This window comes from Streptantibioticus ferralitis (assembly GCF_029223525.1).
Taxonomy (GTDB): Bacteria; Actinomycetota; Actinomycetes; order Streptomycetales; family Streptomycetaceae; genus Streptantibioticus_A; species Streptantibioticus_A ferralitis.
Map to the genome: position 1 here is coordinate 1 of NZ_JARHTQ010000019.1, position 22,146 is coordinate 22,146.

26 protein-coding genes and 1 pseudogene are annotated in these 22,146 nt (G+C 68.5%); 16 read left to right on the forward strand and 11 right to left on the reverse strand.

The window, feature by feature from the left end; genetic code table 11:
* Nucleotides 1-115: 115 nt before the first annotated feature.
* From P2L57_RS25215 to P2L57_RS25225, 3 genes are all read right to left on the reverse strand, one after another.
* Complete coding sequence (locus P2L57_RS25215) at nt 116-544, reverse strand: hypothetical protein (protein ID WP_275818359.1); 429 nt, start codon at nt 542-544, stop codon at nt 116-118.
* Between the two features lie 148 nt (nt 545-692).
* Complete coding sequence (locus P2L57_RS25220; RefSeq protein ID WP_275818361.1) at nt 693-1,241, reverse strand: carbonic anhydrase; 549 nt, start codon at nt 1,239-1,241, stop codon at nt 693-695.
* 14 nt (nt 1,242-1,255) lie between these two features.
* Nucleotides 1,256-2,017: an alpha/beta fold hydrolase gene (locus P2L57_RS25225; RefSeq protein WP_275818362.1), complete on the reverse strand. Its 762-nt coding sequence runs from the start codon at nt 2,015-2,017 to the stop codon at nt 1,256-1,258.
* Nucleotides 2,018-2,079: 62 nt separating this feature from the next.
* On the opposite strand from P2L57_RS25225, the gene P2L57_RS25230 reads away from it, so the two are divergent.
* Complete coding sequence (locus P2L57_RS25230; RefSeq protein ID WP_275818363.1) at nt 2,080-2,709, forward strand: TetR/AcrR family transcriptional regulator; 630 nt, start codon at nt 2,080-2,082, stop codon at nt 2,707-2,709.
* A gap of 18 nt (nt 2,710-2,727) precedes the next feature.
* Complete coding sequence (locus P2L57_RS25235) at nt 2,728-3,066, forward strand: helix-turn-helix domain-containing protein (protein ID WP_275818364.1); 339 nt, start codon at nt 2,728-2,730, stop codon at nt 3,064-3,066.
* A 518-nt stretch (nt 3,067-3,584) separates the two neighbouring features.
* Here P2L57_RS25235 and P2L57_RS25240 read toward each other — a convergent pair.
* Entirely contained in the window at nt 3,585-4,361 is a 777-nt protein-coding gene (locus P2L57_RS25240) for a TetR/AcrR family transcriptional regulator (RefSeq protein ID WP_275818365.1), read from the reverse strand.
* 107 nt (nt 4,362-4,468) lie between these two features.
* Between P2L57_RS25240 and P2L57_RS25245 the strand changes: the two genes are divergently transcribed.
* The 3 genes from P2L57_RS25245 (at nt 4,469) to P2L57_RS25255 (ending at nt 6,792) form a co-directional block, all read left to right on the forward strand.
* The gene (locus P2L57_RS25245) at nt 4,469-5,476 is read left to right on the forward strand and encodes an aldo/keto reductase (RefSeq protein ID WP_275818366.1); all 1,008 of its coding nucleotides are present in this window, start codon (nt 4,469-4,471) and stop codon (nt 5,474-5,476) included.
* A gap of 29 nt (nt 5,477-5,505) precedes the next feature.
* Complete coding sequence (locus tag P2L57_RS25250) at nt 5,506-6,090, forward strand: flavodoxin family protein (RefSeq protein WP_275818367.1); 585 nt, start codon at nt 5,506-5,508, stop codon at nt 6,088-6,090.
* Between the two features lie 528 nt (nt 6,091-6,618).
* Complete coding sequence (locus P2L57_RS25255) at nt 6,619-6,792, forward strand: hypothetical protein (RefSeq protein WP_275818368.1); 174 nt, start codon at nt 6,619-6,621, stop codon at nt 6,790-6,792.
* Between the two features lie 82 nt (nt 6,793-6,874).
* Here the strand turns inward: P2L57_RS25255 and P2L57_RS25260 are convergent, their stop codons facing one another.
* Nucleotides 6,875-7,219: an ArsR/SmtB family transcription factor gene (locus P2L57_RS25260; protein ID WP_275818369.1), complete on the reverse strand. Its 345-nt coding sequence runs from the start codon at nt 7,217-7,219 to the stop codon at nt 6,875-6,877.
* Nucleotides 7,220-7,311: 92 nt separating this feature from the next.
* Between P2L57_RS25260 and P2L57_RS25265 the strand changes: the two genes are divergently transcribed.
* The 5 genes from P2L57_RS25265 to P2L57_RS25280 all read left to right on the forward strand — a co-directional run bounded on the left by P2L57_RS25265 (nt 7,312) and on the right by P2L57_RS25280 (nt 12,230).
* A complete protein-coding gene (locus P2L57_RS25265) occupies nt 7,312-8,289 on the forward strand; it encodes a quinone oxidoreductase family protein (RefSeq protein WP_275818370.1) in 978 nt (325 codons plus the stop codon).
* A 354-nt stretch (nt 8,290-8,643) separates the two neighbouring features.
* Nucleotides 8,644-9,072 (forward strand): VOC family protein, encoded by a 429-nt coding sequence (locus P2L57_RS25270; protein ID WP_275818371.1) that lies wholly within the window; start codon nt 8,644-8,646, stop codon nt 9,070-9,072.
* A 344-nt stretch (nt 9,073-9,416) separates the two neighbouring features.
* On the forward strand, nt 9,417-10,463 hold the full coding sequence (locus tag P2L57_RS25275; protein WP_275818372.1) for an NAD-dependent epimerase/dehydratase family protein: 1,047 nt from the start codon (nt 9,417-9,419) through the stop codon (nt 10,461-10,463).
* A gap of 375 nt (nt 10,464-10,838) precedes the next feature.
* Entirely contained in the window at nt 10,839-11,441 is a 603-nt protein-coding gene (locus tag P2L57_RS40870) for a hypothetical protein (protein WP_344183621.1), read from the forward strand.
* Between the two features lie 12 nt (nt 11,442-11,453).
* Complete coding sequence (locus P2L57_RS25280; RefSeq protein WP_344183618.1) at nt 11,454-12,230, forward strand: penicillin-binding transpeptidase domain-containing protein; 777 nt, start codon at nt 11,454-11,456, stop codon at nt 12,228-12,230.
* Between the two features lie 79 nt (nt 12,231-12,309).
* Here P2L57_RS25280 and P2L57_RS25285 read toward each other — a convergent pair whose 3' ends face one another.
* Both P2L57_RS25285 and P2L57_RS40335 read right to left on the reverse strand, forming a co-directional pair.
* Entirely contained in the window at nt 12,310-13,662 is a 1,353-nt protein-coding gene (locus P2L57_RS25285; RefSeq protein ID WP_275818496.1) for a phosphomannomutase/phosphoglucomutase, read from the reverse strand.
* A gap of 195 nt (nt 13,663-13,857) precedes the next feature.
* Nucleotides 13,858-14,514, reverse strand: a pseudogene (locus tag P2L57_RS40335) (mevalonate kinase family protein); the annotation flags it as partial.
* 12 nt (nt 14,515-14,526) lie between these two features.
* Here P2L57_RS40335 and P2L57_RS25295 point away from each other — a divergent pair.
* The gene (locus P2L57_RS25295) at nt 14,527-15,438 is read left to right on the forward strand and encodes an XRE family transcriptional regulator (protein WP_275818373.1); all 912 of its coding nucleotides are present in this window, start codon (nt 14,527-14,529) and stop codon (nt 15,436-15,438) included.
* A gap of 98 nt (nt 15,439-15,536) precedes the next feature.
* Here the strand turns inward: P2L57_RS25295 and P2L57_RS25300 are convergent, their stop codons facing one another.
* On the reverse strand, nt 15,537-16,193 hold the full coding sequence (locus P2L57_RS25300) for a hypothetical protein (protein WP_275818374.1): 657 nt from the start codon (nt 16,191-16,193) through the stop codon (nt 15,537-15,539).
* A 114-nt stretch (nt 16,194-16,307) separates the two neighbouring features.
* On the opposite strand from P2L57_RS25300, the gene P2L57_RS25305 reads away from it, so the two are divergent.
* Nucleotides 16,308-16,814 carry an EF-hand domain-containing protein gene (locus P2L57_RS25305; protein ID WP_275818497.1) on the forward strand — a complete coding sequence of 169 codons (507 nt, stop codon included), beginning with the start codon at nt 16,308-16,310 and terminating at the stop codon, nt 16,812-16,814.
* Between the two features lie 74 nt (nt 16,815-16,888).
* The gene (locus P2L57_RS40875) at nt 16,889-17,302 is read left to right on the forward strand and encodes a transposase (RefSeq protein ID WP_372515908.1); all 414 of its coding nucleotides are present in this window, start codon (nt 16,889-16,891) and stop codon (nt 17,300-17,302) included.
* On the opposite strand, the gene P2L57_RS25315 is transcribed toward P2L57_RS40875, so the two are convergent.
* Nucleotides 17,221-17,391 (reverse strand): hypothetical protein, encoded by a 171-nt coding sequence (locus P2L57_RS25315; protein ID WP_275818512.1) that lies wholly within the window; start codon nt 17,389-17,391, stop codon nt 17,221-17,223. The genes P2L57_RS40875 and P2L57_RS25315 overlap by 82 nt on opposite strands.
* Nucleotides 17,392-17,803: 412 nt before the next feature.
* Here P2L57_RS25315 and P2L57_RS25320 point away from each other — a divergent pair, with 412 nt between their 5' ends.
* Nucleotides 17,804-18,412 carry a hypothetical protein gene (locus P2L57_RS25320; protein ID WP_275818375.1) on the forward strand — a complete coding sequence of 203 codons (609 nt, stop codon included), beginning with the start codon at nt 17,804-17,806 and terminating at the stop codon, nt 18,410-18,412.
* A gap of 182 nt (nt 18,413-18,594) precedes the next feature.
* Here P2L57_RS25320 and P2L57_RS25325 read toward each other — a convergent pair whose 3' ends face one another.
* A complete protein-coding gene (locus P2L57_RS25325; RefSeq protein WP_275818376.1) occupies nt 18,595-18,930 on the reverse strand; it encodes a helix-turn-helix domain-containing protein in 336 nt (111 codons plus the stop codon).
* Nucleotides 18,931-19,164: 234 nt separating this feature from the next.
* On the reverse strand, nt 19,165-19,461 hold the full coding sequence (locus tag P2L57_RS25330) for a hypothetical protein (protein WP_275818377.1): 297 nt from the start codon (nt 19,459-19,461) through the stop codon (nt 19,165-19,167).
* Between the two features lie 413 nt (nt 19,462-19,874).
* Between P2L57_RS25330 and P2L57_RS25335 the strand changes: the two genes are divergently transcribed.
* On the forward strand, nt 19,875-20,039 hold the full coding sequence (locus P2L57_RS25335) for a hypothetical protein (RefSeq protein WP_275818378.1): 165 nt from the start codon (nt 19,875-19,877) through the stop codon (nt 20,037-20,039).
* Between the two features lie 280 nt (nt 20,040-20,319).
* On the forward strand, nt 20,320-21,765 hold the full coding sequence (locus tag P2L57_RS25340) for a transposase (protein ID WP_275818379.1): 1,446 nt from the start codon (nt 20,320-20,322) through the stop codon (nt 21,763-21,765).
* Nucleotides 21,766-22,146: the final 381 nt, after the last annotated feature.

The following is a 22,146-nucleotide window of genomic DNA, read 5'->3' on the forward strand; positions in this document are numbered from 1 at the left end:
GACGAACTCGTCCACCAGCTCGTCCTCGACCGGCTCGACAGCCGGGGTTTCCTTGTCTGCCATGTCCGTCCGTCCCGGCTGGTCAAGGCCCCAGAGCTGGGCCTCGGCCAGCCTGTCACATCACGGAGTTACACGATCTTTCAGACACGCTCTTCACCACCCGGTAGATGCAGGTGGTGTTCATGTTGATCTTGCGGACCGGCTGCCCAGAGAGGTCGAGCACCTCGATGGTTACAGTCTGGGCGGCCACGTGACACCCGATCAGGTCGTCGATGATCTGCGACCGCTGCGACCCTCGCCTGATCTCTGCCGTGTGCGGGGACAGGCCGGTGACCCCGTTGACCCACTCGACGAGGACTCCATCGACCTCCAGCCCGAATTGGTGGGCCCCCACCGGGGGGTCGGACGGGTTGAGGGACGCGGTGTGCGAGGGGTTCGTCTCCGCCGATGCGCTGGTGCCGGTGGCCAGGAAAGTGACGAGGGCCAGCGGAACCGCTGTGGCCATCGCCAGGACTCGGGTGCGACGGTGGGTAGATTGCCTCACGTCAGTTCCCTTTCGGGTTGGTGCGTTTGGGTTGATGGCGATCACCAGGGCACTTCGCCGTCGCGGTCGGGGAGGGTGCCGGTCGGGCCGCCGGGGGCGGCCCAGGGTGAAGACGACTTTAGTCGGTGCCGTCGCTGACCGAAGGGAATCAGCCGGGGGCGACGACAGTGGTGACCAGGCCGGTCTTCAGGTCGTAGGAGTATCCGCCGATCTTGAAGTTGTAGCTGCTGAAAGCCAGTTCGGGGGCAGCGCGAAGCAGTGCCACGTCGTGGCGCACGGTCTCGGCGGGGTCGAGGACCGCCATGACGGCCGCCGTCTGCTCGTCGTGGCCGCCGCGGGCCGCGTAGCCGTGGCGCAGGTCCTCATCGGCGAACAGGCCGGACCCGCAGTCGGTGTGGTGGATGACCGCGACCTCGAACCAGTCGGCGTCAGGGGTCTTCTTCTCGTGCAGGTAGCAGATCCAGGCGAGGTCCTTGATGACCGAGGGGGTGACCCGGCCGCCGACGTTGCGCTCGACGATGGCCTCGCCGAGCGTGACGCCGAGCACGGCCGCGGGTTCGACTCGCGGGTCGATGCAGGTGATGAGGTAGAGCTGCTGGAATGGGACGAAGGGGATCGCGGGGACCTCGCTCTTGGCGTCGGAGGCGGCGAACTGTGCGTTGCGCTGCAGGTGGTCGGTGAAATTCGACGACGGCATGGTCAGGGCTCCGATCAGCGGGAGGCGGTGTCGGTGGAGGGCGAGACCGCGCGCACGGCCTCAATGATCAGGTCGGTGGTCGCGCCGGGCTGTGAAACCGGAACGGCGTGCGAGGAGTCGACCTCGACGATGCGGGATCCGGCGCGGTCGGCCATGAAGCGCAGGATTTCCGGCGGGAGTGAGAAGTCGCGGGTAGAGACCAGAGCCCAGGTGGGGCGTGTGCGCCATGCGGGCTCACCCGGTAGCTGCTCGCCGAGCGCGGCGGGGTCGATGGGTCGTTGGCTGGCCGCCATGACCGCGGCGTGTGCGGCGTCGACGTCGGCGGCGTAGACCTCGGCGAAGCGCTCGGGCCGGAGCGTCAGATCCTGGCCGCCGAGCGGATTCGGCGCGATGAGCAGGTTCTCGGGTATCAGCATGCTGCCGGGGAATTTCGCGTTGAGCTCGCCGGCGCTCTCTGCGTCATCGGGTTGGAAGGCCGCGATGTAGACGAGCGCCGTGACGTCTGCGCCGGCGCCGACGGCGGGATGCGAGATGACCGCCCCGGCGTAGGAGTGGCCGACCAGCACCACCGGCCCGGGGATCTGTTCGAGGATCCCGGCCAGGTAAGCGGCATCGCCCGCGAGGCTGCGCATCGGCAGAGCGGGCGCCAGCACCGGGTAGCCGCTCGCGTGCAGCCGGCGGATCACCTCGTGCCACACCGAGGCGTCCGTCAGCGCGCCATGGACGAGCACGATGACCGGGGCGGATGATGTAGACAGAACGTTCGTTCTTCTCATGGTTCGACGGTACCCCGCCGCCCGGAAATGTCAACAGAACGTTCTGTCTCTATGCTGAGAGTGTGGCTACGACCGTTTCGCCCCCCAGGGAGCGCCTGCTGTCCACCGCGCGACGGCTGTTCTACAGCGGGGGCATCCACGCCGTGCCGGTGGACCGCCTCGTCACTGAGGCCGGGGTGACCAGGGCGACCTTCTACCGGCACTTCCCCGCCAAGGAGGACCTCGTCGAGGCGTACCTGCGAGCCACCGACGCGGATCTGCGCGCGGCCGTCGCGGACGCACTGGACCAGGCAGACCCACAGCAGAGCGCCGCCGCACTCCTCGACCTGATCGGCCAGGTCACCTGCTCCGCCGGATTTCGCGGCTGCCACTTCATCAACGCCTCCGCCGAATACCCCGACCCGGCGGACCCGGTGCGGGTCGCGGTCGCCGAGCACCGTGCCTGGTTCCAGGACACCGTGACCCGGCTCGCCCGACAGGCCGGGCACCCGGACCCGGACCATGCCGGCCGAGTACTCGTGCTGCTGCACGACGGAGCGCTCTCGGCAGCGGAACTCGACGACCCACAGCAGGTCAGTGAAACCGTGATCCGCGCGGGCCGCGAACTGCTCGGACTCAAACCCTCGACTCAGGCAGACTCAGGCAGACCAGAGCAGCGGGACACCACCCAAGCCGCCGAACTCCTTGCCTGACACCGCGCGGGTGCCGGGATGAGACGGTTCACCGACCTGGCCGCCGACGACTCCACCACCGCCCTGATCATCAACGTCATCACCGCCGTAGGCCAGTTCCAACGCGACCTGCAGAACGAGCTGACCGCCGAGGGGATCGCCGCCGCCGAAGCCGAAGGCCGCTACCGAGGCCGGCACCCCGCCCTCACCGGAACCAAACTCCAAGAGGTCCGGGCGGCCTACCGCGACCAGGGCACCTCGATCGCAGCCCTCGCCCGCGAGCACGGAGTCAGCCGGGTCGCCGTCCGCACCGCACTCGCCGACCTCCTACCCGACCAGAAGATCCCCCACCAACAGCAGGCCGACCCCGCGCTGTGAGATCGAACGGAATCCGGCGTTAGCCCACTCCCTTGCACCCGGCCGACCCCGCCTTGCTGACCTGCGAGAACCCCGCTAACGCCGAATCTCCTTCCGATTCACTCTGAAACCCCGGCTCTCGTTCAGGTGTTCCTCGGCCGCCGGAGCTCGGCCGCGCCCGGCATCCGGGCCGGTGTACGGGCGGCGCCACACTGACCCGACCCAGTGTGAATATGCCTCAGGCGGGTGACGGCGGCAGTCTTTGGTGAGGTGGTCCCCTACGCGGAATGGTCCGGCCCGAGGCCGCAGCACACAGGGCCGCGGCCGGTCTGGTCGTTCGCGAGGTACTAAGGACCGGAATCAGAATGAGGGTCCCGAGGCTCGGGAATGACATCGTGTCAGCTCGTGCTGATGCGGCCCGGAGGGGGTGGTTGCGGCCGAGACGCGTGGCGGACGCAAGCCGTATGAGTTCGACGACAACATCCCTTGGCGGTCGTACGGTGCTGGCCGTCCAACCACGTCATGCGAGCTAGCCGCAGTTATCGAGACCTCCGGTCGCTGCCATCGGCGGGTCGGTAGACCTCGGTGAGCCGTCCCAGCCATTCACGCAGCAGGCCGGCTTCGAAGACGCTGAAGCCTGCGTCGGTGACGGGGTCGGCGTCGCCGGCGGGGGTGACGATCCCGAGTAGTGACTGTGCGCGGTCGACGATGGGGGAACGGTCGCCGGCGCGGGATGTCGCTTGCTCCGTCACGGCGTCGAGCACGATGTCGCGCAGTGGTCGGATCAGCTGGGCGTGCCGCGCCTGTTCCGACTGGGCCAGCAGGAGCAGAACCGCGCCGGTCGTGGACGCCTCGATGGCCACCGTGGCCGCCTCGACGGGCACACGGAGCAGGCCTTGCACGTTGGCGCGTTCGAGCATGCCGCGCAGGATGGCCCGGTTTTCCGCCGCCGCCGCGGGCCGGTGGCCCGGCCGCACGTTTCCGTACATCAGCATGTAGATGGCGGGGTTGGCCAACCCGAACTCGACGTGCACGTCCCAGCCTCGACGCAGGTCCTCGACCGGGTCCTCGCTGGGCTCGAAGGCGCGCTTTTCGGCGAGGTAGCTCTCGAAGCCGAAGCTGGCCACCGCGTCGAGCAGCCCGTCCTTGTCCGCGAAGAGCCGATACAGCGTCGGCGTCTGGACTCCGGCAGCCGCCGCGACGGCTCGGGTGGAGAGCCCGGACGGCCCGGCCTCTGCGAGCAGTTTCACCGCCTCGCTCAGGATGCGCTCGCGTTGATCGTCCGACCCACCGCCGCGTCGATCGTTGTCTGGCATGTGCCGATGATAGCCGATGGTTGTTGACGTTGACAATGACACTGGTACGGTTCTAGCGTTGCCGATGTCAACAACGCGAGGAGTGGAAGTGGACTCGAGGAGCAGAAGTGGCTGACACCAGGCGGTTGAAGCAGGTCCAGCTCGGTGGTCGGGGTCTGACGGCGGGGGCGCAGGGCCTCGGCTGCATGGGGATGAGCGAGTTCTACGGCGATACCGACGAGTCGGCCGCTCGCGCGACACTGGATGCGGCTCTTGAGCGGGGCGTGACGATGTTCGATACGGCCGACATGTACGGCCGCGGCGAGAACGAACGCTTCCTCGCCCCGTTCGTGCAGGCTCACCGTGAGCAGGTCGCCATCGCCACGAAGTTCGGCAGCGTCCGCGGCGAGGACGGTTCGCTGTCCGTGAGTAACGACCCGCGCCATATCCGACAGGCGATCGACGACAGCCTGTCCCGTCTCGGGCTTGAGGCGATCGACCTCTACTACATGCACCGCCGCGACCCGAGGGTGCCGCTGGCCGACTCCATCGGAGCGCTGGCCGAGCTGGTAACGCAGGGCAAAGTGCGCTACCTGGGCTTGAGCGAAGTCACCGGCGATGAGCTCCGCGAAGCCGACGCCATCCACCCGATCGCTGCCGTGCAGTCGGAGTGGTCGCTGTTCACTCGCGACATCGAGCGCACCTTGGTGCCGGCCGCCACCGAACTCGGCGTCGGCGTTGTGCCCTACTCGCCGCTCGGGCGCGGCTTCCTGACCGGCGCGATGCCCGCCCGACTGCAGGGCAACGACGTCCGCTCCGTGTTCCCCCGCTTCACCGGCGAGAACGCCCGCCGCAACGCCGAACTGCTCACACCGCTCGCCCGGATCGCCGACGCTCGCGGCGTGTCGATGGCACAGGTCGCCCTGGCCTGGCTGCACCGACAAGCCGTCGTGCAGAACCTGACAGTGGTGCCGATCCCCGGCACCCGCACGCCGGCGCGGCTTGCCGAGAACCTGGCCGCGCTCGAGATCACCCTCACCGACGACGAACTCGCACGCCTGGACCCGATCGCCGAGCAGGTTGCCGGCGACCGCTACCCGGACATGACCGAGACCGCAGGCTCACACGAATCCTAGGCCAGCCCTGCACCACGAAAGGAACTGACATGCCATCCATTCAAGTCGCCATCGCCTACTACTCCGGTTACGGGCACACCCTCGAGATCGCCAAGGCCGTGCGCGACGGTATCGAGTCGGTACCCGAGGCCCGCGCCGACATGGTCGACGTGGCCGACATGACCGACGCGAAGTGGACGATCCTCGATGCCAGCGACGCGATCATCTTCGGGACACCGACCTACATGGGATCGGCATCCGGGGCGTTCCACGCATTCGCCGAAGCGACCTCGAAGCGCTGGATGACCCAGCAATGGCTGGACAAACTCGCGTCCGGGTTCACCAACTCCGGATCGATGAGCGGCGACAAGCTGCACACGCTGCAGTACCTGGCCCTGCTCGCCGCACAGCACGGCATGCACTGGGTCAGCCTGGGCCTGATGCCCGGCTGGAACACCACCACCAGCAGCGAACACGACGACAACCGCCTCGGCTTCTACCTGGGCGCGGGCGCCCAGACCTGGAACGACCAAGGCCCGGACGCCGTCCACACCGCCGACCTGACCACGGCACGCCACCTCGGAGCCCGGGTCGCAACCCAGGCCCTGCGCTACCAACATCCTGTCGCGTCATAGACCCGCGAACGGCTCGACAACGCCTGCCGCGCCCAGCGCCGGTCGGGACCGCGTCATGAGGTCCACCGCTCCTCGCCAGTACCTAAAATGAGCACTTGCAAAAGGCTGGTGAGTGGAGAGCTGAGTTCTGGCTCCGTTGGACGCCTTGAGTTCCAGTGGTGACTGCAACACCTGCTTTGAAGCATGTTGCGATGACCCAGTCGAGCCGGAAGACGTCAACCCGGAGCCAAAACTCACTGCAAGACGCCGCACCGGCCAACCGCTGGCTGGTCTACCCCACCGCCGACACACCCCCCCACCGCCGAAGGAACCGCCCCCGCCCCCCACGTTTGGGCCAGCCCCGACCTCATCGACGACCACAACGCCCTGCGGATCACCATCACCAACCCCACCAGATGCCCGCGGATCGACGCCTGGGAGGTGCCACTCACTCTTCCCCGGGAAGTCGGCGACCAGATCCAGGCGGCCTCCGATCCGCACGCGAGGAGTACCTGCCAGGCAGAAGCGACTCGTTCAGACGACCGTGGAGTGCACCTCACCATCACCCCGCAGGGCCAGCGCACCGCTTTGGAGGCTGGCGACGACATCACCTTCACCCTGCTGACCTCCACCACACCCGAGCAGGTTGAGCCGGAGCAACTCTGGCCCGACGACATCCGCCTGAACGGCGAGGTCGCGGTGGCGTTCACGAACCTCTGGTGATCGAGGCGTCCCTGTCCCGACCGCAGCAGGCACTGAGCTCTGCCGCGGTGGTCGGACGGCCGCGTGAAGGAGCCAGCCGCTGTTACTCGGTGTCGTCGGCGCGGAGGGTCAGGTCGAGGAGGCCGGGGAAGCGGGCGTCGAACTCCTCGCGGCGCAGCCGGTTGAGCCGTTTGGGGCCCTGGTCGCGCTGTTCGACCAGGCCGGCGTCGCGCAGGACCGAAAAGTGGTGGCTCTTTGCGGCCCGGCCGACCGGTACGTCGAAGTTGCTGCAGCTGAGCGCCCAGTCGGGGTGGCTGGCCAGGTCGCGGATCAGCTGGATGCGCACGGGATCCGCGAGCGCGGACAGAGCGGTGAGAAGCGGGACGTCGTCGGGGTGCGTATGCACGGGCGCCGGACGGTGACTTGCGCCTTCAGTCTGGTCCGACATTCCGATGTCCTCCTCCGCGCAGTGTTCGATGACCATCTTACAGTGCTAGTGTTCGCTTCTGGTTGAACACTCGTGGAGGGGTGGTTTTGCGTATGCGTGCGGTCGAGTTCCATGAGTACGGCGGTCCCGAGGTGCTGCGGGTCGTGCAGACCGCGGCCCCCGAGCCGGGCCCTGGCCAGGTGGCCATCGAGGCCGCCTGGGCGGGGGTGAACTTCGCGGACGTGAAGGCGCGTGCCGAGGGGTACCGGGTGGCGTCGCTGCCCTACCGTCCGGGCCTGGAGGTCTCCGGGCGCATCCGGGCGGTCGGGGAGGGCGTCGAGGGTCTGCGGGCGGGGCAGGAGGTCGCCGCGCTCGTCGACGGAGGCGGCTACGCCGAGGTCGTGCTCGCGGAGGCCGCGAGGGTCTTCCCGTTGCCCGATGGGCTGGACCTGCGGACCGCGGCCACGCTGCCGACCGTGCTGCCGACCGCGCACGCCCTGGTCCACGAGGTGGGGCGGCTGCGGGCCGGGGAGAGCGTGCTGGTGCACGGCGCGGCGGGAGGCATCGGCACGGCGGTCGGGCAGCTGGCCCGGGCAGCGGGCGCCGGTGCGGTGTACGGGGTGGCCTCCAGCGACGCCAAGGCCGACTACGCACTCAAGCACGGCTACGACGAGGTGTTCCGGCCCTCCACCTTCGAGACGGACGTCCGCCGGGCGACCGGCGGCAGGGGCGTCGACCTGGTCCTGGACCCGGTGGGCGGCGACACGCTGCGCCGCGGCCTGGAGGCGCTGGCCGTCTTCGGGCGCCTGGTGTCCTTCGGCAACGCCAGCGGTGCCGAGCCCTGGCGGGCCGGGCAGGGCGAGCTGTACGCGCAGGGCCGCTCCGTCGGGGGCTTCTCCGTGCTCGCCCTCGCCCAGTCCGCACCCGACGCCCTGCGCGTGCTTACCGAACGCGCCCTACGCACCGTCTGCGACGGAGCGGTCGTCCTTCCCGTCACGGCCGAGTTCCCCCTGTCGGACGCGGCCGGCGCACACCAGCTCATCGGCGGACGCACGTCCACGGGCAAGCTGCTGCTGCGCATCTCCGACTGACCGCAGGCTTCCCCACACGACGGGCCGGCAGGCGGGTCCATCCCACTGGTCGCCGTGGTGGAGTCGCCAGATGCTGCCGGTGGTCAGATGCTGCCGGTGGTCAGGTTCGGGTTGGCCGTAGCTCCATGATGGCGATCACCACTGACAGGCAACGCGCGGGTCGTGGCGCCCGTCCAGCGGCACCACGGCGCTAACGGCCTGGTTTGGAACGACGGGCAATCCCTTGGAGGCATCAGCATCGGGGCAGATCCTGCGACCGCACAACGCAGCAGCGGCTCGCAAAGAGCATCCTCCCCTCAACGTGCCGATTCCTACCGGGAGATGGGCAACAGAGTCCCCCTGTTAGGAGCGCAGATGTCATCGATCAAGCAGTTCCAAGTCACCTTTGACTGCGCAGAACCCGAGCGCGTCGCTCGCTTTTGGTGCGAGGTGTTGGAGTACGTCGTACCGCCGCCACCCGCGGGGTTCGCCACGTGGGACGATTTCGACCGCTCCCGGTCTCCTGAGGATCAGGGTTCATGGTTCGCATGCAGTGATCCCTCAGGGGTGGGCCCGCGCCTGTTCTTTCAGCGCGTTCCCGAAGGCAAGGTCGTCAAAAATCGGGTGCATCTTTGCGTGCGAGTCGGCTCCGGACTCGTGGGTGAAGAGCGCCTGGCCACGCTCGAAGCCGAGTGCGCACGGCTGATCCCGCTCGGCGCGGTACGCGTGCAACTACTGTATGACGGCAACGATTCGTGCATCGTGATGCAGGACATCGAGGGCAACGAGTTCTGTCTCGACTGAGCATCCTCCGAGCCGACGATGCAGATGACCCCAGGACCGCTGGCCAGCCAAACAGGCGAGCGGTCCGCGGATCCAGAAGCATCGGCGGGTCCCTCCCCAGAGGAGACATCAAGCACCGCCGATGCTTCTCTGTCTCCCAAGCCCACACGGGCCAGATGGCGTCACATCACCCACCCGAGCGACAATCTCGCCGCACCTTGCAAGACACCGCCACCGGCCGACGACATCGCTTCTCTCCAGCGCGGGCCGCCAGCACCGCAAGCGCATTCGCGGAACGCGCAATCCGTTTGCCATCCGCGCACGACCGTTCCGCCGGTGCCGCGGCGGAGCCGAGACTCGTGCCCATGAAGCTTCTCGTGATAGGTGGATCGGTGTTCGTCGGGCGGGCCTTCGCAGCGGAGGGGCTGCGCCGCGGCTGGGAGGTGACCGTCTTCAACCGGGGCCGGACCCAAGCCGATCCGCCCGGCGTCCGCGCCCTGCGCGGAGACCGGACGGACGAGGCGGATCTCGCCACGCTGGCCGCTGCCGGGCCCTACGACGCGGTCGTCGACGTCTGCGGGTACGTGCCTCGCGAGGTAGCGAAGTCGGCCGCCGCGCTGGCCGAGCACGCGGACGCCTACCTGTTCGTCTCCACCATCAACGTCTACCCCGGCTACCCCGCCCTGCCGACCGATGAGTCCTCCCCACGCCAGGGCGGCACCGCCGACGCCGGGCCAAAGGACGGCGACTACGGCTGGCTCAAGGACGGTTGCGAGAAGGCGGTCCGGCAGGCCTTCCCCGGAAGGGTCGTGGTGCTCCAGCCAGGTCTGATCGTTGGGCCGCATGACCGCGCCCGGCGCACCACCGCCTGGCTGCGCCGCGCCGCGCGCGGCGGGCCGATGGCCGTCCCCGGTGCCCCGGACCGGCCGCTGCGGGTCATCGACGTGCGCGACCTCGCCGCCTTCGGCCTCGACCTGCTCACCAGCGCGCCGAAGGACGAGGTCGAGGACTACCTGGTGCCCGGCGCGCCGGACAACGGGAGCTGGGGCGACTACCTGGATGCCTGCGTCGCCGCCACCGCAGGCCGGGCCGAACTCGTCTACATCGATGACCAGCTCTTCGTCGATCACGAGGTCGAGCCGTGGACGGAGATTCCGCTCTGGTTGCAGCCGGGCCCGCAATCCGCGGCCGTCTGGACGGCTTCGTGCGCGAAGGCGCTGGCCGCCGGCCTGCGCTGTCGCCCGGTTGCGGACTCGATACGCGACACGGCCGCCTGGCTGTTCGCGCCCGGCGGTGAACAGGAGGCCTTCGAAGATTACAAGCACTTCGGTGGGTGGACGCCGTTCCTCTCGGCCGAGACAGAGCAGGCGATTCTCGCCGCCCACGCAACCGAGCAGCCTCAGACCGAGTGAGCGCCACTACGGCTGAGCTCGTTCGGGGCCCGCGGTGCCGCAGCGGGGGGCAGTGATCGAGACGCAAGCACCGCCAATGCTTCCCCACTGCCTCCAGCCCCGTGTGGCTGGATGACGCCACATCACCCACCCGAGCGACCCCGCGACGATCAACGAAAACGTCGAAAGTCGAGTGACGTACCGTGCGCCCGTATCTGGTCATTCACCGGTGGGGCTCGGCTTGGCCCAACTCAGCCGTGGGCGGGGGCAGTACAGCACCTGCGGATGCTGGACGTGTCCCCGTCGTGCCGATCGATCCCACGGGTCATCGTCAGGCCATCCCTGTATCAGGCGTCAGGCACCTGTCCGGGTGTGCCTCTCCCTAGGATGATCACCATGTCCTCGACAAACCGGTGCTCGGCCGCGCTCGCAACTCTTCTTGTGCTGGTTTCCGCTTCCTTGTCGGGTTGTTCGTCCGGCACGGATGCCCAGCACCCGTCCCGCCACGCCGACGAGGCGAAGCCACCGAAGGAGGGGCTCGGCAACATCATCGTTGCTGGCCGCTCGGCCACGGGATCGAAGGCGTCCGGGATCTCGAAGATCCCGTATCAGCGCACGTACACCGACGGGGCCCTTTACGCCCCCATAACCGGGTACCGGTCGATGGCGTTCGGGACATCGGCACTGGACTCGATATACGACGACGTACTGGGCGCAGGCCCTTCCCACCCGGGCCGTGCACCCAGCGACGTGGTGACGACCATCGACCCGGCTGTGCAGCGAGCAGCCGCCGACGGGCTGCGTGGCCGCAAGGGCGCCGCGATTGCCCTGGATGCGCAGACCGGGCAGATCCGGGCCATGGCGAGCGCTCCGTCGTACGACCCTTCGGTGTTCAGCGGGCTCTCGTCGGCCGACAATGACGCGTGGGTGCGGCTGACCAGCGACAAGGACATGCCGGTGTTGGACCGGGCGCTGAGGGACTCGGTGGCGCCGGGGTAAACGTTCCAGGTCGTGGTGGCGGCAGCGGCCCTGAACAAGGGGCTGTACAAGTCGGTGGATGACCCGACCCATAGCCCCGACCCGTACACGCCGCCCGGCAGCACGTCCTCGCTGGCGGGCGATTTCACCCATTGCCAGAACGCGTCCATTCGCTCGGCTTTGCGGTATTCCTGCGAGAACGTCTTCGCGAGCATGGCCGTGGACATGGGCCAGGTCGATCTCGCGACGATGGCCGAGGCGTTCGGTTTCAACGACGACAAGCTGCTCACGCCCATACGCCCTGTGGCGAGCATCCATCCGCGAGGGGAGCTCAGCGCGGCCGGTCTGGCCGACTCGGGCAACGGCCTCCAGGGCGTGACCGCCACGCCCTTGCAGATGGCGAGAGTCATGGCCGTCATCGACAACGGAGGAAAGCAGACCCAGCCGGAGTTGGTCGCCCAGATCATTCGTCCTGACGGGAGCGTGGAGAAGCCCAAGAGCGATGCCGCGGCCGACAAGCAAGTCCTTGAGCCGAGCATCGCCGCCCAGTTGCGATCCGCTCTGCAGGGCTCAGCCTCGCCCTTGATAGGAGGCGAGAGCGGGTGGGCGCCGCGCTCGGAGCTGGCCAACCGCGGTGACGCCACAGCGTGGTCCGTTTCCTTCACCCGTTCGGGAGACGGAAGGCCCATGGCAATTGCCGTGTTCGTCACCGTCCCCACAACGTCGACTGACCACTCCAGCGACGAAGCCGGGGCTGTGCACGTCGCACAAGAGATGAGTCGGGCCGCCACCAACCCCACGCACTCCTAACGACGTCGTTTGCCGGACAACGAAGGGGAGTCAGCCGCTGGCTGGCTCCCCTTCGCGTGCTCGGTCCATCCCCTCTTGGTCAGGAACGCACCAAGGCCAGGACTTCGTCGCGCAGGATGTCGACGGCGGCCTGGGTGGGGGCTTCGACGTTGAGCCTCAGCAGCGGTTCGGTGTTGGAGGGCCGGAGGTTGAACCAGCGGCCGTCGCCGAGGTTGACCGTCAGCCCGTCGAGCCGGTCGGTCATCACGCTGTCGAGCTGCCGGTATGCCGCCTCGACTTCGTCCAGTTTGGATGGGACGTCGGCGACTTCGGAGTTGATCTCGCCTGAGGCGGCGTAGCGCGAATAGTCGGCGACCAGTTCGGACAGTGGCCGGTCTTGTTCGCCGAGGGCGGCGAGGACGTGGAGGGCGGTGAGCATGCCGGTGTCGGCGCGCCAGAAGTCGCGGAAGTAGTAGTGGCCGGAATGCTCGCCGCCGAAGACGGCGTCGTGTTCGGCCATCAGGGCCTTCATGAACGAGTGGCCGACACGTGAGCGGATGGGGGTTCCGCCGTGCTCGCGGATGATTTCCACCGCAGCCTGCGACGTGATCACGTTGTGGACGATCGCCGATCCGGGGTCCTTGGCCAGTTCCCGGGCGGCGACCAGGCCGACGATCGCGGACGGGGAGACGGCTTGGCCGCGTTCGTCGATGAAGAAGCAGCGGTCGGCGTCTCCGTCGAACGCCAGGCCGATGTCGGCGCCGACCTCGCGGACTTTGGCTTGGAGGTCGAGGAGGTTCTTCGGCTCCAGCGGGTTGGCCTCGTGGTTGGGGAAGGTGCCGTCCAGCTCGAAGTACAGGGGCACCAGGTCGATCGGTAGGCCGTCGAAGACGGCGGGGACGGTGTGTCCGGCCATGCCGTTGCCCGCGTCCGCCACCACCTTCAGCCGGCGGATGCCCGACAGGTTCACCAGCGAGTTGAGGTGGGTGGCGTAGTCGGCCAGCAGGTCTTGGCGGGTGACGGTGCCCGGCTCGGTGGCGGGGGCGGGGATCTCGCCCGCTTCGAGCCAGGTGCGGATCTGGCCGAGGCCGGTGTCCTCGCCGATGGGGGCGGCCCCGGCCCGGCACAGCTTGATGCCGTTGTCCTTGGCCGGGTTGTGGCTGGCGGTGACCATCACCCCGGGAAGTCCCAGCTTGCCGGAGGCGAAGTACAGGTAGTCGGTCGACCCGAGTCCTGCGTCGATGACCTCGGCTCCGGCCCGGTTGGCCCCGGCCGCGAAGGCTGCGGCCAGGTCGGGGGAGGTTGAGCGCATGTCGCGGGCGATGACGATCCGGTCCGCTTCGGTGAGCCGGATGAACAGGGCACCGGCCTTCTCGGCGATGTCGGTGTTCATCTGCGCGGGGACTTCACCGCGGATGTCGTACGCCTTGACCAGTCGGGAGTAGTCGGGCATGGGCCTTTCCTTCCAGAGTCGAGGGCTTGCTTCGGGTGAGGTTACTGACGGTGGCCGCCCGCTCACGGATGATCGGGGATGGTCGGACGGCCACGTCCGGGTCATGTGAGGGTGGTGCTGGATGCGGGTTCGGCCAGGAGGCCTTGCGGCTCGCAGGCGGGCAGGGCGACCGCGTGGGTCCGCCACGGCCTGAAGGACGGCTGTCAGGGCGTCGTCGGGAACCAGGGCGAACAGGCAGCCGCCGTGGCCGGAGCCGGACAGCTTGGCGCCGAACGCCCCAGCCTTCTGCGCCCGTTCAGCGCAGGTGTCGATCAGTTCGGTCGAGCAGTGAACCTTGTCGCGCAGCAAGTCGTGTCCCGCGGTGATCAGTCGGCCAAGCCACCGGTAGTCCACCGTGGTCGCGGTCAAGGTCGCGTGCACCGCGTCGACCAACTCGCTTGCACGGCGCGCGTAGAGGAGCATGTCGGGCTCCCGGGCGGCGAATCGGGACCGTTTGGAGGCCAATACCGCCGTGGTGGTGCGGCGCTGCATGGTGTCGATGACCACGAGGGGGACGCCCAGAGTCGGGGTAATCCGCTCGATGGTGGGAACCTGACCTGCGTTGACCCGGTTGACGCCGCCGTGGGCACAGGCGAGGAAGTCCATCCAGCCTGCCCCGCTGCCGAGTTCACCGGCCTCGGCCTGCCGGGCCAGGCCGCAGATCCGAGCAACCTCGACGGGATCGCCCACCAGGCGGCTGAGGGCGGCGCTGGAGGACAGTCCGGCGGCCACCGGTAGTTCGGTGGAGGCGGTCAGGACCAGCCCGGCGATCTGCTCAGCCTGCTTCAGGCTGACGCGGGCGGCGGCCTGCATGTGGTCGAGGACGTGGCCGTCGTAGTGCCGTCCGGCGGCTTTGGCCACGGAGACCAGACGCGTGCGGAACAGGGGTGTTCCCGACGTCAAAGCCAGTTCGGTGGAGCCGACGGCCCGCCAGGCGGTCACCCGGGTTCGTACCGGATCGCGCTCGCCCAGGCCCTGGGATCCGGCGGGCACACCGAGCAGGCGGCCAGAGCGGCTGCCGAGCTGTACAACACCGCAACCAGGTTCTGCATCAAGCTCGGCGAGGACGGCCTGGCAGCCGTCACCGCCGACCGGGCGCTGACCGCCGCGTTCAACGGAGCGGACGCGCTGACCGTGGCGGAGGCGCACCGCATGGTCTCCTCCGCCTGGCGCCGCCAGGGCCACTACGCCCGCGCGACCGACGTCGCCGTCACCGCAGCCCAACACCTGGCTACCGACCGCACCTCGAACGAGACCGAGCGCCTGTCGGTGCAGGGGAACTTGTATGCCACGGCCGCCTACACCGCGGCCAAGCAAGGCGACCGGCACACCGCGCACCAGCTGATCGCCGAGGCACACGCCACTGCCGCGCGCCTGGGCCATGACGAGCTGCGGCGCGGCACCATCTTCGGGCCCAGCCAGGTCCTGTTGCACCAGATCTCGATCAGTCACCTGCTCGGCGACGCCGGTCAAGCCATCGAGCACGCCCGCCACGTCAACGTCGCCGCCTTGCCCACCACCGAACGGCAAGCCCGTTACTGGATCGACGTCGCCCGCGCCTTCGACCAATGGGGCAAGCCAGAGCGCTGCTACCGCGCTCTGCTGGCGGCCGAACACGCAGCCCCACAGGAGGTCCGCCGCGGCTCAGTGCGCTCCATGACCGCCACCTTGATGCGGCACGACCACACCTTGCCGGGAATGCGCGCCTTCGCCGCCCGCGTCGGTGCCCTCACCTAGTTTTGTCCCTCCGATCATGATCGGAGGGACAAATGAGGAGTGCTGTGGCGGTGACGGTGCCACAGCTGTGTACCCGCCGGTGCAGTGGCGGGCTGGTGCTACGGCAGGATCTCCAACTGAACGGCGCTGTGGGTGCCCTGGAGGCCGGAAGTGAGGCAGTCCGTGGGCAGTTGCTGGGGTAGCGAGGTCACGGTCCGGCGTACGAAGTGGCCTTCGCCATGCCCCTCGTTGACCCGGCCCGATTGCAGGACGACCAGGACGCCCGCGACGCGGGCGGTGGTGGCACCGTCGATGACGATCACCGACCGGCCGCCGTCCGCGTAGCGGACGGTTTCCGTGCCGCTCGCGCTGGACAGCGAGACGCAGGACGCCGACGCCGCGACGGCGTCGAAGGAGCCTGTCGCCGGAACAGTGCGGCCTGGGGCGGTAGTGCAGGTATAGCGCACGTCCGCGTGGTTGCGGGTCTCCCGGGGCGTGAGGGTGAGCGGCGGGTCATAGCTGCTGTGCGCGTTGCCCGTGCAGGTGACGGCCTCGTATCGGCCCGTCCCGGCTTGGCCGGTCGGCGCCCAGACCAGCGACGAGGCCACCAGCGCCAGGGATCCCAGCGTCACCGTCGTACCGCGCCTGCTCACCACATGCCCCTCCAACAAGTCGTCTGCCTTTACGAGCACTTGACTACCCCGGCGTCGCATCGGCTGATCCGGCGCCTCGAAGTGCACCACCGGCGCACGCCCGCCCATCGCGCCGTCGCGCACGCCTGTCCTCCCGGCAGGACGCTTGGCATCCGGAACGTGCCGGGTAGGAAGCGCCGGACGAGTCCTCGTCGAATCGGAGCATGAACCGAGCAGGAGGAGATCCGAGTGAGCCGTATGACCGACGCAGCCGCCACCGCCGCGAGAGTGCGCGTGTTCGCCATGATGGACGCCGACGGGGACCAGGTCATCACGCGGCACGACTATCTCTCCCGCATCGACCGGACCGTCCTTGCCACCGGGCGCGCAGAGGACGACCCGCTCGTCGTCGCCGCCCGCACGGAAGGCTTCAAGGCCTGGGGTGCGATGGACGCCAACAACGACGGGGTGCTGACCTTCGACGAGTACAACGCGTGGGTGGGCGCCGACAAGTTCGACAACGTCTGCCGGTTCGCGCTCGGCGCGCTCTTCGACCTCGCCGACGCCGACGGGGACGGCACCTTGGACAAAGCCGAGTTCACCACGCTGCGCACCGCACTGAACAACCCGCCAGGGAACGCCGCCGCCGCGTTCGACGCGCTGGATGCCGACGCCGACGGCCGGGTCGGCCGCGACGCGTACCTGGCGTCGATCCGCGCCTACATCGTCGGCGACAGCTCCCCGATGGGCGAGGTCCTGTACTAGCCAGGCCGTGCCTCTTCAAGCGTGTGGCCCGTTGTTCGCACCATGTTGAGCAGGGCGGAACTGGCAGACGACGAGTGGGCGGCGCTGAAGCGTTGCTGCCGGTGAGCAACAACCGGTGTAGCCGGTGGCGGGACCACGGGCAGGTGATCAGCGGGATCATCCACCGGATCAGTACCGGTTGCCAGTGGCGGGAGCTGCCCCGGCGCTTCGGGCCATGGAAGACGGTGCACAAGCGGCACCTGCTGTGGTCGGCTGACGGTACCTGGGAGAAGCTGCTCCAGCACGTCCAGGCCGTCGCATCGGATGCGAAGTGCTTGCCTACGCCCCGCTCTGGGCAGCCGCCAGCGGCTGCCAGATCGTCCGCGTCGTTTGCCCGCCGCACGACGACGCGGACGCTCTCCGCGGCCTACGGCGCTGGCTGGCAGGGAGAAGAAGTCCTTCCCCCTCGCTGTAGACGGTGCTCGATACCGGTACGGCTGACGAAGTAGTCCGGCTCCAGGCCATGCGAGATTGCCAGGTCCGCGTTGCTGATGATGCGCGAGCCGAGCGCGTAGGCCAGACCTGAGATCCCGATCATTGCGTGAACCGCCTCCTTCGCTCTGACGCGCGCGGGTGTTGGGGCTCTGCGATCGCCCAGAACGCGTCGCTGCTACCACCGTAGGATCGATGCCAACAGGTGCGGAGCGGCCCGGCACGCCGACGTTGCCCTATCCCACGCGGTGCCGTAACTCAGGTGCCTTGTGCGCAGGCAGCGCCTGTGCCTGATGGCGTGGGCCCTCCCTCCCTATGTGTATCCTGCCGTGCCGACGATGGTGTTCTCAGTGTCTTCCCTACGTTGTGACCAGGAAGGTTTGGGTGGCCTGTATGCGGGATGGGATCCCATCCCGCTGGTTTCGGGAAACCCCCTCGTTCACTCGCCTAGGTGACGGTGTAGCCCATGATTAGGAAGATCCGCATCGGCGCCATTAGGGTCACGCACTGTGGCTTCGATGACTTCTTGGGCCGATGCCCTCCGTCGCCATTCACCCGACCAACTCCACATCGCGCTAAGGCAAGAGAAGGAGCAGGCAGAGGAAAAGGCGCGTGTGCTCGGCGAAATGCTCAGCACGCTGGACCTCATTGTCGGCAGCGACGAGCAGTGGCAGAACGTCAATCTCATCGGCCCTGCCTCCTCACCGGCGCAGACTGCTGCCAGCCCACTTTTCAGCGACGCGGGCGCTGGCCGACAGGATGTGGCTGCTGGGGCCCAGGGTCTCGCCAACCGAGCTGACGTGGCATTCGGCGCCTGCAGCGACGCGGGTGCGGGCATCCCGCCGCAGCGGCCAGAGCCTGCCAAGGAGTCATTGGACAAGGCCACGCCGGTGACACGTCGGGCGCGGATCATCGCCTTGATGGTGGCTGCCCCGCAGCGTTGGTGGTCGGCCATCGATCTGTGCGCTGAAATCGGTGTGGACAGTCACCGCAAACTACGCGGCATCCTCAGCGACATGGTCCGCTCCGGTCAGCTCATCAAGCACAAGGAACCCGGCCGCAAGAACGTCTACTACCGGCTGGCACCCGAATTCGCCCAGCAGCAGGAGGCGCCGGTGAGCGGGTAGGCCCACAAAAGCAGGCACCTCCGGGATTCCCGCCCGGAGGTGCCCCAAAAGCGAGTTCACCAAGCTGCATCTTCCAAGCTGCATTTGCCGGGTCACGTCGCGTTGCGCGCGTAGCACCAGGTTCACCTCGTGCGCCGCGCCGTGTCACCCGAACGTGTGCCCTTTTCAAGGGCGTTGGGCGGTCATGGCGTTTGCTGTTGCTGTTCTTCCGCACTGCGGGCGCGCTCGCGGCGCGGCCACAAGTCCACTTTCAATGCCGCTTCCAGGCGCGCGATGGCGCCGAAGTCCGGCAGCGTGCGGCCTTTCAGCGTGCGCTCGATGGTGCGGCGGCTGACCCCACAGATCCGCTCTACGGCGAACGGGTTCAACCCTCGATCGAGGATGACGTCGCGCAGACGCCGGGTGAACGCCTGCGCGTAGACCGCGCTGACCGGGGCGTCACCGCGCAGCCGCCCATCGGGCCATTGCCCCTCGGCCAGGTAGCTGGCGGGGGCCTCGTCTCCATGGCTGCGCGGCACAACTCCACGGTAACCGCGCACGCCACGCCCCTCCCTTCCCCGAACCGGGTTTGTGACGCGAACAGCCTTCCGAACATCAATCGAACATGGAAAATAGTGGACCTATAAGAACACTCCATGTTCGCGGGAGACGCTCGTGCCGCGTCCGCTCGTCATGGGCGGGGTGGTGGTGACCGACGTGCCCACCGCCATCGCCCTGTATGAACCCCGAGGCCTGCCCCTGGCCGCCTGGCTTCAGGTCGCACCCTTCGTCCGCGCCTCGGTGACCACCTTCGAGCCCGCCGCGCCCTGGGCTGCCGTGCAGTACCTGTCGACCACCGCGCGGTTTTGTGTGTGGGCGATTGCCGAGTATCTGCCGTTGCAGACCGAGGAGTTGTTCACCCCCGACGTCGTGGAGCGTTTCACCGCGGCCGGTATGCCCACGCTGAAGGAGTCCTCGCGGCGCACACACCGCTCACGCCTGGCTGCGATGGGCAGGAAGATCACTCGGCGCGCGCCATGGCCGCCGCAGCAGGCCGCGTTGTCCCGCAACCGTCTGGCGCCTCCCTACTCCGAAGAGGAAGTGGCCGCGTACTTCGAGGTCGCCGAAAAGCAGCCCACCGGCGCGCGTACCCGGGCCGCGTTCGGGCTGCTCGCCGGCGGACTCGGCGCAGGGCTCATGCCTGGCGAGCACCTGATCATCACCGGCTCGTCCGTCACTGCTGATCGAGACGGCGTCACCACACTCCACGTCGCTGGGAACAAACCGCGACCCATCCCGATACTGGCCGCTTACGCGCCGCTGGTACGCAGCCTCGCCGCACGCTTCCCTGACCAGCCCCTCATCGGCACGACCGGGCGAAAGAGCAAGAACCGCCTCAACCAGCTGGTGTACAGCATCGAAGTGCCCGCGCGCCTACCTTCGTTGACCGCCCCCCCGGCTGAGGACGACCTGGCTGGTCACCTTGCTCGCCGCGGGGATCCCGCTGCCGGAGCTGCTGACCGTCGCGGGCCTGGCCAGCACCGGCACCCTGGTGGATCTCCTCACGCACGTTCCCCGCCTGTCGGCACAGGACTCGGCCAGCCGGATCGCCGGTGCCCTCACCCGTGTGCCTGGGGCCGCCCGGTGAGCGACCCTGCCCGCATGGTGCCCCTGCACCGCACAGGCCTGCGCAAGCTCACCCTCGAACAAGCCGTCCGACGCGCCCAGTTGCTGGTCGACCGCTCCGGCCTGCTGCCCGCGGTCCAAGCCCACCTGCACGCCGAGACCGGTGCGCCACGGGAGTTCACCGCCCGCGCCTTGCTGGTGGGCCTGGTCACGCACGCGCTGCGCCTGGGCGAGATGCACCTGACGAAGGTGCTGTCCACCCTCGCCGACCTCTCCCCCTCCGCCCGCCACGACCTGGGCCTGTGCGAGGACACCGCTACCTACCGAATGCTCTGGCACGCCTTCACCCGCCTCAACCGGGCCCTGGAGAACGGCGCGCTGGCGATCACAACCACCACTGGGTCAACCGCTCCACCGGCGAGCTCCTGCCCTGCCCTGCCGACTGCCCCCACCAGCCCATCACCACCGCGGAGTTCGTCGGCCGTCTCCTCGATGCCTCCCTGCCCGACAGCCTGCAACCCACCGGCGTGCTGGCCATCGACTCCACTGACTTCGAGACCTGGGCACGGCGCCGCTCGTGGAACCGCACCCCCGACGTGGACCCCGACCACCTGCCGGTCACAGACGACGAGACTCACGACGACAAGCGGCTGCCCAACGAGCCGAACTGGCCCCGGCTCGGTCATGACGAGCGCGCCCAGCACACCGTCGACTGGGACGCTAGGGAGGGTTACCGCTCGGGCACCAACGGGGGGCGCGGTCAGGTCTTTTGCGGGTTCGACCTCCACCTGGCCGTCAACGCCCGCACCACGAACGGCCCGGAAGTCCCTTTCGTCTTCACCGGCCTGCACCTGGCCCCGGCCGGATCGCACAAGGGTGAAGCCGGAATCGCCCTCATCGACCAGGTACGCGCCCGCCGCCCCGACCAGCCGATCACCGAGGTGCTGGCCGACCGCGGCTACTCCTACTGCACCCCCGCACGCTGGGCCCACCCCGTCCGTGCCCGCGGCCTCGAAGCGATCATCGACCTGCACCCCAAGCAGCGTGGACAGCACCCCGGCCCCATCCCCGGCACCGTCATCATCGACGGCACCCTGTTCACCGACGCCCTACCCCCACCCCTGCGCCGCCTACCGGGCTTTCCCATCGGCATGGCCAAGGAGGACAAGGCTGCACTCCACCAGCGTTACGACCAGCGCGCCGCCTACGCCTTCACCCCACACAGCCGCCCCGACATCGACGGCTACCAGCGCTTCAAAGGCCCCGCCGTCGCCAAACGCGTCCGCTGCCCGAACTACCCCCCATCCCTGCGCCTGCCTCACGACCGCCCGACCACCCGCTGCGCCCGCGGGATGCCCTGCGCGTGCGGCAAGACGATCACCCTCGGCCCCCAGGACATGGCTTGGACCCGGCAGCGCACCATCTGGGGCACCACCGCATGGGCCGCCGACTACGGACGGCGCTCCGCCATCGAATCCGGCAACGCCGAGATCAAGACCCACCGGCTCCACATCGACCGCGGCTTCACCCGCGTCATGGGCACCCTCAAGAACACCCTCCTGCTGGCCTTCGCCATCGCAGGCCTCAACGTGGTCCTCCTACGCGACTGGCACGCCAAACGCCACCGCCCCGACCCCTGGGCCACCCTCACCGGCGAACCCGAGGAGCCCCGTAAGACCCGGCGCACCCGGGCCAAGCGCCGCACCACCACCCTCGCCACCCTGACCACCGGCGAACCACCAGGCTGACCTACCCCAGCCCCCGCGATCACCACCCGAGCACACAGCGCGGCCCCGCCCTGCCCGAAAACAGGCCATAGATCAAGAAAACGCCCCGCCACGGGCCGGACCGAACGCCTACTGGCAGGACAAACACGCGAAAAACGCCACACCGGCCCGCCGCACACCCACCACAGCACCCGCGCCCAGACGCAACGAAGAACCCCTGGTCCGGATCTCTCCGAACCAGGGGTTCTGTCAATCTGCCTCGGGTAGTTACGTGAACTACCCATTGTGGGTTGTTCACATAACCCGCTGAGCTGGAACGACAGCGCCTCATGCGCACGGCTTGCACGGGCTAAGGGCTCTGCCGAGCACAATGATTTGTCCTTTTGGGGGCAGCTCTCCCCG